General features: G+C 66.8%; 12 protein-coding genes. 10 read left to right on the plus strand and 2 right to left on the minus strand.

All coding sequences use genetic code 11. From position 1 onward, the window contains the following. Positions 1-8 precede the first annotated feature (8 nt). The 8 genes from NNI01S_RS05180 (at position 9) to NNI01S_RS05215 (ending at position 8,652) form a co-directional block, all read left to right on the plus strand. Entirely contained in the window at positions 9-1,460 is a 1,452-nt protein-coding gene (locus tag NNI01S_RS05180) for an MlaD family protein (RefSeq protein WP_063017996.1), read from the plus strand. Next, positions 1,457-2,479 (plus strand): MlaD family protein, encoded by a 1,023-nt coding sequence (locus NNI01S_RS05185; protein WP_063017998.1) that lies wholly within the window; start codon positions 1,457-1,459, stop codon positions 2,477-2,479. The genes NNI01S_RS05180 and NNI01S_RS05185 overlap by 4 nt, the downstream gene beginning before the upstream one ends. Beyond that, entirely contained in the window at positions 2,476-3,489 is a 1,014-nt protein-coding gene (locus NNI01S_RS05190; RefSeq protein WP_063018000.1) for an MlaD family protein, read from the plus strand. Before NNI01S_RS05185 ends, NNI01S_RS05190 begins: the two co-directional genes overlap by 4 nt. After that, positions 3,489-4,589 (plus strand): MCE family protein, encoded by a 1,101-nt coding sequence (locus tag NNI01S_RS05195; RefSeq protein WP_063018001.1) that lies wholly within the window; start codon positions 3,489-3,491, stop codon positions 4,587-4,589. Before NNI01S_RS05190 ends, NNI01S_RS05195 begins: the two co-directional genes overlap by 1 nt. Further along, the gene (locus NNI01S_RS05200) at positions 4,586-5,707 is read left to right on the plus strand and encodes an MCE family protein (RefSeq protein ID WP_063018003.1); all 1,122 of its coding nucleotides are present in this window, start codon (positions 4,586-4,588) and stop codon (positions 5,705-5,707) included. The genes NNI01S_RS05195 and NNI01S_RS05200 overlap by 4 nt, the downstream gene beginning before the upstream one ends. Beyond that, positions 5,704-6,882 (plus strand): MCE family protein, encoded by a 1,179-nt coding sequence (locus NNI01S_RS05205; RefSeq protein WP_063018005.1) that lies wholly within the window; start codon positions 5,704-5,706, stop codon positions 6,880-6,882. The genes NNI01S_RS05200 and NNI01S_RS05205 overlap by 4 nt, the downstream gene beginning before the upstream one ends. Positions 6,883-6,890: 8 nt before the next feature. Next, positions 6,891-7,586 (plus strand): hypothetical protein, encoded by a 696-nt coding sequence (locus NNI01S_RS05210; protein ID WP_157114597.1) that lies wholly within the window; start codon positions 6,891-6,893, stop codon positions 7,584-7,586. 163 nt (positions 7,587-7,749) lie between these two features. Next, positions 7,750-8,652, plus strand: coding sequence for an oxygenase MpaB family protein (locus NNI01S_RS05215; RefSeq protein ID WP_063018718.1), 903 nt, complete (start codon positions 7,750-7,752; stop codon positions 8,650-8,652). A 284-nt stretch (positions 8,653-8,936) separates the two neighbouring features. Here the strand turns inward: NNI01S_RS05215 and NNI01S_RS35210 are convergent, their stop codons facing one another. Next, positions 8,937-9,089, minus strand: coding sequence for a hypothetical protein (locus NNI01S_RS35210; RefSeq protein ID WP_169812924.1), 153 nt, complete (start codon positions 9,087-9,089; stop codon positions 8,937-8,939). Positions 9,090-9,278: 189 nt separating this feature from the next. After that, complete coding sequence (locus NNI01S_RS05220; RefSeq protein WP_063018007.1) at positions 9,279-9,932, minus strand: PAS and ANTAR domain-containing protein; 654 nt, start codon at positions 9,930-9,932, stop codon at positions 9,279-9,281. 262 nt (positions 9,933-10,194) lie between these two features. On the opposite strand from NNI01S_RS05220, the gene NNI01S_RS05225 reads away from it, so the two are divergent. Both NNI01S_RS05225 and NNI01S_RS05230 read left to right on the plus strand, forming a co-directional pair. Further along, a complete protein-coding gene (locus NNI01S_RS05225; RefSeq protein ID WP_245675978.1) occupies positions 10,195-11,499 on the plus strand; it encodes an APC family permease in 1,305 nt (434 codons plus the stop codon). Between the two features lie 212 nt (positions 11,500-11,711). After that, positions 11,712-12,257 (plus strand): hypothetical protein, encoded by a 546-nt coding sequence (locus NNI01S_RS05230; protein WP_063018011.1) that lies wholly within the window; start codon positions 11,712-11,714, stop codon positions 12,255-12,257. Positions 12,258-12,455: the final 198 nt, after the last annotated feature.

Consider the following 12,455-nt stretch of genomic DNA (forward strand, 5'->3'; position numbering starts at 1 on the left):
GGCCGACGATGATTCTGGACCCCAGCGGCCGCGGACCGAGCGCCCGACAGCTGACCCTCGCCGGACTGGCGGTGCTGACCGCGATCGCGGTGCTGCTGTACCTGCTGGCGCTGCGCTACACCGGCTACTTCGAGGACAAGGTCCCGGTGACCGTGGTGCTCACCAGCACCGGCGACGGTCTGCCCGGCCGGGCGGACGTCAAGTTCCGGGGCATGGTCGTCGGCCGGGTGGCCGCGGTGGACGTGGTGGCGCGCGGCGCCAGACAGCAAGCGCGCGTGGATCTGAAACCGGGTGTGGCCACGACGATTCCGGTGAACGTGACCGCCAGGGTGATTCCGAACAACCTGTTCGGCGTCACGGCGATCGAACTCGTCGACAACGGGCCGGAACCGAAGACGCTGCGCGCCGGTGCGACCATCCCGGAGGACACCGGCAGCGAGACGGTGGCGTTGCAGACCACGTTGAACGTCCTGCGCAACGTCCTCGACAACATCCAGCCCGAGAAATTGGGCCGGGTGCTGGCCACCCTCGCGGCGGCGCTCGATCCCGGGGCCCGCGCACCCGGCTCGACGGTGGAGCGCCTGGACAACTGGCTCACGGAGATCCGGGCGACACCCGGCGTCGACCGGCTGCTCGGAGATCTCGGGCGGGCGTCGATCGCGTTGAGCCAGTCGGCTCCCGAGTTGGTCGGAGTGCTGTCGGAGTCGGTGACCACGGCACGGACCCTGGCCGAACGACGATCGAGACTCATCGATCTGCTGGCCACCGGCAACGCGACGGTCGATACGGTCAACGCGCTGTTCGCCCGCAATCCGGACGCGGGCAAGTTCCTCGTCGCCGGACTGGACGATCTGTTCGGCGGCTTGGCCGAGGACCCGGAAGCCATTCCCTACACCGCCGCCAACCTGAACGTGGCGCTGCAACGGCTGGCCACCACATTCCACTACGGCCCGGCCAAACAGATGGTGTGGAAGATGGACGTGTCGTTCACGCCGTTCCAGCAGTACACGGCGAAGGACTGCCCGCACTACGGCGATCAATACGGCCCCCGCTGCGGCGGCGCCACGGTACCCCAGGTGGCGCCGGAGCAGAACTACCCACCGCAGCTGATACCGAAGTGGCTGGATGCGGCCGGGCCGGCGCCGGTACCGGTCGCGCCCGCGCCGCTGGGCGCGATGGGCCTGGTGCGCCCAGGGCTGCCGGCGATTCCCGGACTGCCCTTCCTCCCGGGGCTGCCGTCCATCCCGGGCCTGTCGCCGCCACCGGATGCCGTCGCGCCGACGGAGCCCGGCACGCAGCCCCTCGGTGCCGAGGGGCAGCCGATCGCGCTGCGCGGACCCGATGCTGTGGCGGCGATCCTGGGAACGCGACCCACCGTGGCGCAGTACCTGCTGCTGAGCCCGGTGCTGGCGGGCGGATCGGTGAGCGTGGCCGCGCACGACGAAGGGCCGGGCAAATGAAATCGGCCAAGGCGCTGGCGGGCTTCAGCTTCTTCGCGGTGGTGGCCGTCGCGCTCACCTTCACCATCTGGTCCACCCTGCAACGGTCGGTCGAGGGGGACACCCACCGCTATTCGGCGATCTTCTCCGATGTGCTCGGCCTGCGCGTCGGGGACGACGTGCGCATGGCGGGCGTGCGGGTCGGGCGGGTGGACAAGATCGACTTCACCGACGGCTACCGCGCCAGGGTCGATTTCCGGATCGATGAACGCCAGCATCTCACCACCACGACGAAGGCGCTGGTGCGCTACCAGAATCTGATCGGTCAGCGCTATATCGCCCTGGCGCCGGGCAAGGAAGCGGGCGCCGTCGTGGAAGCCGGGGCGCAGATCCCGCTGGAGCGCACCGAGCCCTCGTTCGACGTGTCCGCGCTGCTGTCCGGATTCGAACCGCTGTTCAGCGTGCTGCAACCCGATCAAGTCAATTCCCTGTCCGAGACGTTGATCCAGGCGCTGCAGGGCAATCAGGTGTCGCTGCGCAGTCTCATCGTGCAGGCCTCCGAACTCGCGGGCACCTTCGGGCAGCGCGACGAGATCCTGGGGGAGGTGCTGGGCAATCTCAGTTCGGTGATCAGCGGTCTGGCCCACCGCAGCGGCGAGCTGGAGACGTTGCTCACGCAGGCCAGGGCGCTGGTCGAGGCCCTCTATTCGCAAGGAGAGAGTTTGAAGCACTCGGTCGACCGGGTGGCCGACACGACCGACTCGCTGACCCAGTTGATCATGCAGGTCAAACCGGGCCTGGCGGCGGCGCAGCAGGACGCCACAACGGGTGTCGCGTTGTTGCTGCTCAACGGCGCGTCCCTGGATCGGGCCGCGGTCGAATTGCCCGCCGTCCTCAATGGAGTCGCCCGCTTCACCAGCAACGGCGCCTACGGCAACGCCTACCTGTGCGGCCTCGACGTGTCCTTGTGGGGCGTGCTCTTGCCGCCGGGTCTGTTCTCCCAGGTGGGCGGCAATTCGCATTCGGAGGTGTGCCGATGACCAGGCGCCTTCCGGCTCCGGGATTCCTGCGGAATCGGTACCTGCGGCTCGGCTTGATCGCGGCCGCCACAGTGGCCGCGCTACTGATCGGGTCGAGTGTCCTGACCCAGGCGCGTCTGGGCGACAAGACGATTCACGCCGAATTCGCCCAGGCCGCCGGTCTCCGTCCCGGCGCGACGGTCGACGTCTCCGGGATCGAAGTCGGCGAGGTGCACTCCGTGCGCCTCGACGGCACCACAGTGCTGGTGGACCTGAAGGTTCGCCGCGATCTTCGGTTGGGCGCGGACGCGCGCGCGGCGATCAAGATGTCGACCATCCTCGGCCGACTGCACGTGGACTTGCTACCCGGCGATGGAAACGGCCTGCCGGGCAATCGCATTCGCCTCGAGAACACCTCGGTGCCGTACAACCTCAGCAAGGTCATCCAGGACCCGAAGTACAAGAACTCCTTCGAACGCATCGAACGCCTCGACCCGCAGAAACTGCGTCAGGCACTGGACCTGGTCGACCAGCAGCTGGGGGATTCACCGCAGCTGGCGGTCCAAGCGCTCGACAGCATCGGCGCCCTCGCCAAAGTGGTCACCGATCGTCGGGAGGAGGTGGACGCACTGCTGAAGAGCATGGACCAGGTGTCCCAGCTCGTCTCCGACAATCAGAACAGCGTGCTGCTGTTGCTGACCCGCGGCGAAGCGATCGGCACCGCGGTGCGGCAGCGGCAGGATCTGCTGAAGCAGCTGCTCGACAACGTCGCGGCCCTGTCGCGACTGCTGCAGGAGATGGGGGTGGAGAACAACGGTCGGCTCGCGCCCCTGATCCACGATCTGAACACCATGTCGGAGGGGCTGGAGAAGAACAGGGACAACCTGGACCGGCTCTACGAGAACATGCCGATCGCGTTGCGGCAGTTCAACAACGCCGTCGGCAACGGGCCGTACGGCGACGTGTGGGCACCATGGTTCTTCCCGGACAACTGGCTGTGTTTCGCGCGAGCCGTACAGGGGTGCAACTGATGAGAACACGACGATTCGCCCAGGTCGGTGGGCTGATCGTGGCCGCGCTGGCCACCGCGAGCTGCGCGCTCGTGCCCGACAGCCTGACCGCGCTGCCGAGGCAGTATCTCGGCGAGCACATCCGCGTCAGCGCCGATTTCGAGAACGTCGCCGGGCTCTACGCGGGCAACGAGGTCGCCGTGCTCGGTGTCCCCGTCGGCCGGGTCGACACAGTGGAAGCCAAGGGCAGCTACGTCCAGGTCACGATGAGCTTGGAGCAGGGCACCAAGGTTCCGGCCGACGCCATTGCCGCCTTGGTGTCGCCGCAGCTGATCACCAACCGCCATGTCGAGCTCGCCCCGGCCTATGGCGGCGACGGGCCGATCCTCACCGACGGGATGCACATTCCGCTGTCCAGGACGCGGACACCGGTCGAACTCGACCGCATCCTGCAGAATTTCGACCAGCTCGGAGCCGCGCTCAAAGGCGACGACCAGAACGGGCCGATGGCCAGCCGGGTCTTGTTCCCGCTGCTGGACGGCAACGGCGACAAACTGCGCGCGACCTTGGACGCGCTGTCCTCGGCCTTCGAGATCACCTTCGCCAACAAGGACCAGATCTCGAACACGATCATCAAACTCAACGAGATCACCCAGATCATCGCGCAGAACGACCAGACCGTGCGCGATTTCAGCGGCCGCCTCACCGAGCTGGTGCAGCTGATGGGGGACCAGGCGCCCGGTCTGCAAGCGGTCCTGCAGCAGCTCGACCAGTTCGTCACGAATACCGGCACGCTGGTGGGGGAGAACTCCGATCAGCTCGCGGGTGCGCTGGAGCGATTCACGACCATCACCGAACAGATGCGGGCCAACTCTCGCGGCCTCACCGAGATCGTCGACGTCGGGCCGCTGCTGTTCGAGAACCTGTCCAACGCCGTCAGCCGGGAACATCAAGCGCTGCGCCTGCACGCGCTGACCGACAAGGTGCTGCTCGACAACGAGGTCCTCTCGCAGTTCTGCGAACGCATCCAGATGCGCCTCGACGGTTGCCGCACCGGAAAGATGCAGGACTTCGGGCCCGATTTCGGCCTCACCGCGGCACTTCTGGGGATATCGAAATGACCGGCACGAACCCGCTTCGGCGCGCGGCGGTGGCGGCCGCGCTGGTCGCGGCGATGAGCACCGTGACCGGCTGCAGCGTTACGGTGGCGAATCTGCCGATGCCGAAACCCGGCATCGGCGCGCCCGGCTACCCGATCCGGGCGGCCTTCCGCGACGCGCTCAACCTGCCCGATCACGCCCACGTGAAGATCGGCGGCACCGATATCGGCGTCGTCACCGCGATCAGCACGACCAATTTCATCGCGGAAGTCGAGATGCTGATCAGGGAGGACATCCTGCTGCCACGGGGCACCACCGCGGAACTGCGTCAGGCGACACCGCTGGGAGACATCTTCGTGGCGATGACCTTGCCCGAGTCCGCGCCGGGCGGGGAGAACCTGCGCGCGGGAGACGTCATCGACACCGAGCACACCTCGGCCGCGGCGTCCGTCGAGCAGTTGATGATGTCGGTCTCGATGCTGATCAACGGCGGCGGCATCAACCAGGCCGCGAAGATCACCTCCGAGCTGGACTCGATGTTCGCCGGTCGTGCGCCGCAGCTCGCGCACCTGCTCGGCGAGCTGACCAACGTCATCGCCGCGCTCAATCAGCGCACCGGGGACATCGACAACGTGCTGACCGGTCTCAACGTGCTGACCGGCGAATTGGCCCGGCGCAAAGCCGAACTCGGCGACGCCGCGGACACCTTCCCGGCGCTGCTGGCGCTGTTGGCCGAGAACAATCAGTCCATCGTCGACCTGCTCGACAAGGTCTCGACCACGATGACGGCGCTCGGTGACTTCACCGACACGACCGGGCCGCAGGCGGTCGGCCTGTTCGACAGCATCCAGCGGTTGATGGCCGGCTTCACCCAGATGGGCGACGACCTCGGCGGAACGTTGAACGGTCTGCACACCATCTACCCCTCGCTGATGGCGAGCCTGGACGGCCCCGCCCTCGCGGTCGCGGCGACGGTGTCCTACCTCAGCGTCGGCGCCTTGACCGATCCCAGCGGCAGCAGGCCGCCCGAATTCGGTGACGTCCCCGCGTTCATCGGCAGCCTGGCACAGGTGATCGAGAAGGTCATCGGCCGGCTCACCAGCCCGCCGCAGCAACCTCGGCAAGGAGGAGAGCGATGAATCCTCCGCTGTGGCAGTGGCTGGTGCGCCGCCGTATCGCGGTCGCGAACTTCGGATTGGTCGTGGTGCTGATCGTCGGCGCGGCGTATCTCGGCGCCGAAGTCCTGCGGATCAACCCATTGCCGGACAATTACGCGGTGACGGTGGAGTTGCAGTCCTCCGGCGGCTTGTCGGCGGGCAACGACGTCACCTTCCGCGGCATCAGGGTGGGCAAGGTTCGCGAAGTGAAGGTCGCGGGAAGCGGCGTCGCGGCCGTCGCCGAGATCGATTCGTCGGCGAAGATCCCGGTGGGCGGCACGGTCGCCGTCGGCCGGCTGTCGGCGGCGGGCGAGCAATACCTCGACTTCCGTCCGGATTCCGACACCGGCCCCTACCTCACCGACGGGGCGCTGGTGGAACGGTCCCAGACGACCGTCCCGGTGACGGTGCAATCGGTGCTGACCAACCTCAGCGGCTTCATCGGAGGTCTGAACCCGGACCGATTGACCGTCATCGTCGACGAGCTCGACAAGGCGCTGGCCGGTGGCCCCGACCAGCTCCGGAATATGGTGTCGGGCATCAGCCGCGCCATGGCCGGGCTGACCGATCTGCTTCCCCACACCCGGCAACTGATCGAGAACCTCGAAGTGATCGCGGAGACGACGTCGCACGCGCAGCCGGACCTCGCGACACTCACCCGCACGGGCGGGGTGTTGTTCGAACAGCTGACCGCGGCCGACCAGGAAGTACGTCATCTCCTGGACGAAGGGCCGGTACAGCTGCGCACACTCGGCGGCTTCGTGTCCCGCACCCAAGACCCCTTGACCAACCTGGTCACGAATTTCGTCGCCATCACCAAGGCCGCCAAACTGCGCGCGCCGGCGATCGCGGCGCTGTTCCCGGCCTTGCGAGTCGGGTCGGAGGCGCTGGGGATACCCGCCCACGACGACGCCTTCTACACCCTGGTGGACATCTGGCCGCGCCCTACCTGCGAGTACGACACCATCCCGGTGGTGCCCACGGACAAGATGACCGACACCAGGGTCCGGCTCTACAACTACTGCGTCACCAACGATCCCGCCCTGCAGGTGCGCGGTTCGGCGAACGCGCCACGGCCCGACATCCCGGACAACGGTTCCACCCGGCCGCCGGGCGTCGGTGGCGATGAGCTGTCCCGCCCGGTGCCCGGCAACTAGGAGATCCCATGAAGAGTGAAGACGTCGAACCGGCCGCTGAGACCGATTCGCCCGCAATGTCATCGGAAAAGCAGATCGACCCGGTGCAAGCCGGCTCCGGTGACCCGGCGGACGGGAACGGGGGCGGCGGGGCGGATACCGGCTCGGCCGCCGCGAAACCCCTTGGTCGGTGGGAGCGGCTGCGCCGTCTGCCGATCGGACGCCCCGGACCGGTGGTGCTGCGATCGGCGGCCGCGGTTCTCGTGGGCGTATCGGTGGCCTCGGCCGGCTACTGGTACATGCAGAACGACAACAGCAAGGATTTGCTGGCTGCGCAGGAAGACGCGCGCGCCGCGGCCTGCCGATACGCGCCCATCCTGGCGAACTACGACTCGAAGAACCTCGACGCGTACTTCGCCGCTGTAGGTGAAGGCGCCACCGGCGACTGGAAGAAGCAGTTCGAGTCCACCAGCACCGAACTGCGTGCGGTGCTCGGCGAGGGCCAGGTCACCTCGGCGACGCGCGACGTGCAATGCGCGATACGCGCCGGTGACGAGCACTCCGCCGAAGCGATCGTGGTCATCGGCCAGACCATCACCAGTCTCGGCACCAAGGGCAAGCCCGCGCCGGGCCAGCTGTCGATGGTGATGCGCTTGGAGAAGGTCGGGGACCGGTGGCTGGTGAACAAGGTCAACTCGCCATTGGCGCTGCCCGCACAGCCCTAGGCTAGAAGAATACGCGTACACATAATTTAGTACCGAGCACCCCGATTTTTGTAATTTAGTAGTTGTACCTTCTTGTTCCTGTCGCGAAAACCATTAGAATAGTAAGTAACATAATTGGAAGGTGACCTTCTCGGTCGTCGAACGCAGCTGGAAGGACATTCCGATGACCGCAGTCGCTCGTCAACCCGACCACGGTGTGCCGCTGGCAAAGGATCGCACCCGTATCGGTATCAGCGTCACGCATCGGCCGTTCACCAAGCGGCCGATCGAACTCACCGATGCGCTGGATTTCTGGTCCTTCGCCGGCGCCGCGGCGAACGTGGTCATGCAGATGGCGCGGCCGGGCGTCGGCTATGGCGTGGCCGAAAGCAAGGTGGAGTCCGGATCGCTGATGAAGCATCCGTGGAAACGTGCGCGGACTACCACGCAATATCTCGCGGTCGCCATACTCGGCACCGACGAAGAGCGCAAGGCGTATCGCGAGGCGGTGAATGTGGCGCACCGGCAGGTGCATTCGGCCCCGGGCGCCCCGGTGAAGTACAACGCCTTCGACCGCAATCTCCAATTGTGGGTCGCCGCCTGCCTGTACATCGGATTCGAAGACACCTACCAGCTGCTGCACGGAAGAATGAACGACGAGCAGGCCGAGGCGTTCTACACCTCGTCCTCCACCCTGGGCACCACCCTGCAGGTAACCGAGGACATGTGGCCCGCCACCCGGGCCGAATTCGACGAATATTGGAACGCCGCGTGCGAGCAAGTCGTCCTGGACGACTACGTCCGCGGCTACCTCGAAGCCTTGCTCGAGCTTCGAATGATCCACTGGTACCTGCGGCTGCCATTCCGGAAGCTGCTCCGATTCCTCACCATCGGATTCCTGGCTCCGATCTTCCGGGAGCAACTCCGGGTCGAGTGGACCGCCGCGGACCAGCGGCGTTTCGAGCATCTGTTCGTGTTCGTCTCCTTCGTCAACCGCTTCATTCCGCGCTTCGTACGCCATGGCGGATCACGCGGGCTGATGGTCGACCTGCGACGGCGCATCCGGAAGCAGAAAAACCTGATCTGAACAGTTGCTCGGTAAACCATTCGGCCACTGCGGGACTCGGATTTGGCGATTTCGCGCGCCGGCCGGTACATTCGTTCTCGTCAAGCTACCGAGCGATCGGTGGATAGGCACGAATACCCCCGAGCGAGCCCCGAACCGATGCAGACCGGTTCGGGGCTCGGTTGGTTCGGGCGGTTTTCGAACAATCCGGTCCGGTACCGGGCGATGTCACATGCGCGATCGAAGCCGCATCGCCCCGTGCTCGCGTGATCGGCCGCCTTTGCCCGGATGCGCGGCCGAACGAATCAGTCCGGCGGTTCCTGCGGCTCGTCGGTGGTCAGTTCCGGAGCTATCTCCCGGGTCGCCATCCCGCCGTGGCGGTCTTGATCGGTCGGACCAGGCCTGCCTCCCTTGGGCTCGCCCGTCTTCTCGTCGTCGGTGTCTTTCTCGCGTGCCATGACAAACCCCTTTCCGTGTCGCTTCGAACTACCCGTCCGGCCTCACTTCAATCGGCGGGCGGCCCGACCGGTGCGGCTACGCGAGGGTGATGTCGGAAGACGTGGATGTCATCATGGCCGAAATCGACTGTGATCGGACCGGGGACGCGGTCTGAGCGACGCGCTCGAGCCGAGGCTGTCGTCCTGCGGTCAACGGCGACGTTCGTGCACGGTGAGCAGCACGTGATCGAAGCGGGTGCGCGTGTGTACTCCGGCGCCGCCGAAATCGATCAGCGCCGCGACCAATTCCTCGGCCAGCGCGCGTAATTTCGTGTTCGTTTCCTGGGACCGCCAGATCAGCACGCGAAATGCCTGATCGGCCGAGATCCCGTACACCAGCATCAAGGCGCCCTTCGCCTGCTCGATCACCTCGCGTGCGGCGACCAGATCCGGCAGCGTCTCATCGATGATTTCCTGGCGTTCCTCATCGACGGTATCGGTGACATCGATATAGAAACCCGCCGTACCGACCACCGCACCGGTGGCATCACGCATCTGATCACTCACCACCAGCACGTGGCGCACCGCGCCCGCGGTATCGATGATGCGGTGGCGGCCGCTGAAAGGCAGCCCGGTCCGCACCGCCGTGGCCAGGGTGTCGGCGACCTCGGCTCGATCGTCGGGATGTTTGTGTGCCAACAGCAATTCCGTCGTCGGCGTCACCTGGCCCGGCGCGTAACCATGCAGGGCCGCGACCTCGTCCGACCATTCCCAACGTTGATCGGCGAACCAGAACTGGAAACTTCCGGTCCGCTTCGAGAGTGGGACCGTGGGCGCCGGTCCCGATGGCGCGTAGTCGTTCACCGCCTCTGCATTCCCCGCCGCCGAGCCGGTATGCGCCAGAACCGCACCGGCAGGCCGTGAACCGCCTCACGAGCCGCGCCCTCCCTTTGCGTCTCGGGTTACCTCGGCGGGGACAGATGTCCACAGCAGCAACCGGCCTGTTCGGGCACAGCCCCCGTCGGACGCGGACGGCGCATGATCGCAACCCGGCGCATCCGCCGACGGCTTCGGCGCTCATAACGCGGGTATCCGCCGCTTCGTGGTGGATACCCTGCGACGGGCGGTGAGCACGCCCCTGCTGTATTTCTTCATCCTCGGTGACATCTTGGGTGCGGGCGTCTACGTGCTGGTCGGCTCCATCGCGCGGGAATCCGGCGGCGCGGTCTGGCTGCCGCTGCTGGTGGCGCTCGGTCTCGCCTGCCTCACCGCCGGTTCCTATGCCGAGTTGGCGACCAAGTACCCGAAGGCAGGCGGCTCGGCCCACTACGCGGGCCGCGCGCTCGGGCCGGCGGCCGGATCGCTCGTAGGTTTCTGCATGCTCGCCGCCGGGGTCGTGTCGGTGGCGGCGCTGAGCAGGGCTTTCGCCGCGGACTACCTGCGCGCCCTGGTGACGTTGCCGACCGCCGTCGTCGTCGTGGTCTTCCTCACCGCGCTGGCGTTGCTCAACGTCTACGGGATCAAGGAGTCGCTGCGTGCCAACGTAGCCGCGACACTGGTCGAACTCGGCGGGCTCGTCCTCGTGATCGGACTCGGAGCGTGGGTGATCTTCCGGGGAGACGCCGACCCGGGCCGGCTCGCCGAGGTGGGGACCGCGGAACAGGGCGTTGCCGGCGCAACCCTCGCGGGCGCCGTCCTGGCCTTCTACTCCTTCGTCGGATTCGAGACCTCGGTGAACCTGGCGGAGGAAGTCGCCGAGCCGCGCAGGTCGTATCCGCGAGCGCTCTTCGGGGCGCTGCTCACCGCCGGTGGCGTGTATCTGCTGATCGGGTTGGTGGCCGGTGCGGCGGTGCCCACCGATCGGCTGGCGAATTCGAGCGGTCCGCTTCTGGAGGTGGTGCGCTCGGCGGGCGGCGTTCCGGACGAGTTGTTCGCGGTGGTCGCCTTGGTGGCCGTGGCGAACGGCGCCCTGCTCACCGGCATCATGTCCTCGCGGTTGGCCTACGGCATGGCTCGTGAGGGACTGCTGCCGCGGGCGCTGGGCCGGGTCCTGCCCGGCCGTCGGACGCCGTGGGTGGCGATCGCGGTGACAGCGGTCGTGTCGCTGCTGCTCGCACTGACCGGGGAGGTCGCCTCGCTGGCCGAGACGTTGGTGTTGTTGCTGCTGGTCGTTTTCGCGGCGGTCAATGTGTCGGTGCTGATCCTGCGGCGCGAGCCGGACGAAGCGGAGCATTTCCGCGTGCCCGTCGTGGTGCCTTGGCTGGGTCTGATCTCCTGCCTGTTCCTGTTCACCCGGATCGGCGCAGAGGTCTGGCTGCGGGGTTCCCTCCTGATCGGCATCGGAGTGTTGTTCGCGGCCGCGAACGCGGTTCGTGCCCGTCGGTCGGAGCCAGATGGCCGCAGCGCCTTCCCGTCCCGACGTGGAGCATGACGATTCGCTTTCCATCGGGCGGCGACACGACCATGTCCTTGCACCGGCATAACCTCAGTGGTACACAAAATCTATGACAGTCTAGTCAGATTTTCTTCCCGAAGAACAACGGTATCCGGGTGTGCCCGGCTGCCGGATCAACGGCGCCGCAGCGCCGATCGCAGTACGGAGATCGAATCGAACTCGCAACAGTCCCTGGAGGTACCCACGCAATGACATACCCCGCGCACGGCGGCTCTCTGCTCGGCAACGGAGCCCACGGTCACACCCCGCGGCGAGACAGGGCACTCGCGGCAGCGCATCGCGGTATCGCCGTACCGGACCGTCCCAGCGAGTGGCACCCGGGGATGCTGTGGTGGGATGCGAGCACAGTTCTGGTGACATATCCGCGGCCCGGTGGCGACGAATCCTGGAATACCGTGCCGCACCTGGTATTACCGGTCGGCCACGGGCGCCTGGCCTTCCGGATCTCGTCGCATTCGAGCGAGGCCGGGCACCTCGCGCGTGAACGCCGGGTCATCGTGCAAGCGGCGGACTGGCGAGGGGAACCGGCCCTAGGGTCGCGACAGCACCGAGGCGCCGCCGAATTGTTGCGCACCGGGCCGCTGTTCGACCGGGTCAGGACCGGTATGCAGGTGAAATACGGTAGACGGCTCGGCTTGGCCCGGCTGGCCCACCGCGTGGTCATGGGCGCGGCCCCCTACGGCGACACCGTGGTCGTCGTCACCGTGGACGACGATTGGTTCCCGGACATGTGAGCTCACCCGCCGGGGAACCGCTCTGCGCTGCCTCGCGGCATGCCCTCGGCTCTGATGCCGAGCGCGGCGAGGATTTCGCGCCAGAGTCGCCCGGCCCGGTTCGGCGGTGATCCGGCGTCTCGGGGGCAACAGGTCCACCGGCCACAGCAGAAAGAAAATCCGCTCGGACCGGACACATGCACGGAATGTTGTCCATAC

Source organism: Nocardia niwae NBRC 108934 = DSM 45340 (assembly GCF_001613465.1).
Taxonomy (GTDB): domain Bacteria; phylum Actinomycetota; class Actinomycetes; order Mycobacteriales; family Mycobacteriaceae; genus Nocardia; species Nocardia niwae.

Coding starts and splice junctions, on each gene's coding strand:
- NNI01S_RS05180 (WP_063017996.1), top strand. CDS start 9: ATGATTCTGGACCCCAGCGGCCGCGGACCGAGCGCCCGACAGCTGACC.
- NNI01S_RS05185 (WP_063017998.1), top strand. CDS start 1,457: ATGAAATCGGCCAAGGCGCTGGCGGGCTTCAGCTTCTTCGCGGTGGTG.
- NNI01S_RS05190 (WP_063018000.1), top strand. CDS start 2,476: ATGACCAGGCGCCTTCCGGCTCCGGGATTCCTGCGGAATCGGTACCTG.
- NNI01S_RS05195 (WP_063018001.1), top strand. CDS start 3,489: ATGAGAACACGACGATTCGCCCAGGTCGGTGGGCTGATCGTGGCCGCG.
- NNI01S_RS05200 (WP_063018003.1), top strand. CDS start 4,586: ATGACCGGCACGAACCCGCTTCGGCGCGCGGCGGTGGCGGCCGCGCTG.
- NNI01S_RS05205 (WP_063018005.1), top strand. CDS start 5,704: ATGAATCCTCCGCTGTGGCAGTGGCTGGTGCGCCGCCGTATCGCGGTC.
- NNI01S_RS05210 (WP_157114597.1), top strand. CDS start 6,891: ATGAAGAGTGAAGACGTCGAACCGGCCGCTGAGACCGATTCGCCCGCA.
- NNI01S_RS05215 (WP_063018718.1), top strand. CDS start 7,750: ATGACCGCAGTCGCTCGTCAACCCGACCACGGTGTGCCGCTGGCAAAG.
- NNI01S_RS35210 (WP_169812924.1), bottom strand. CDS start 9,089: ATGGCACGCGAGAAAGACACCGACGACGAGAAGACGGGCGAGCCCAAG.
- NNI01S_RS05230 (WP_063018011.1), top strand. CDS start 11,712: ATGACATACCCCGCGCACGGCGGCTCTCTGCTCGGCAACGGAGCCCAC.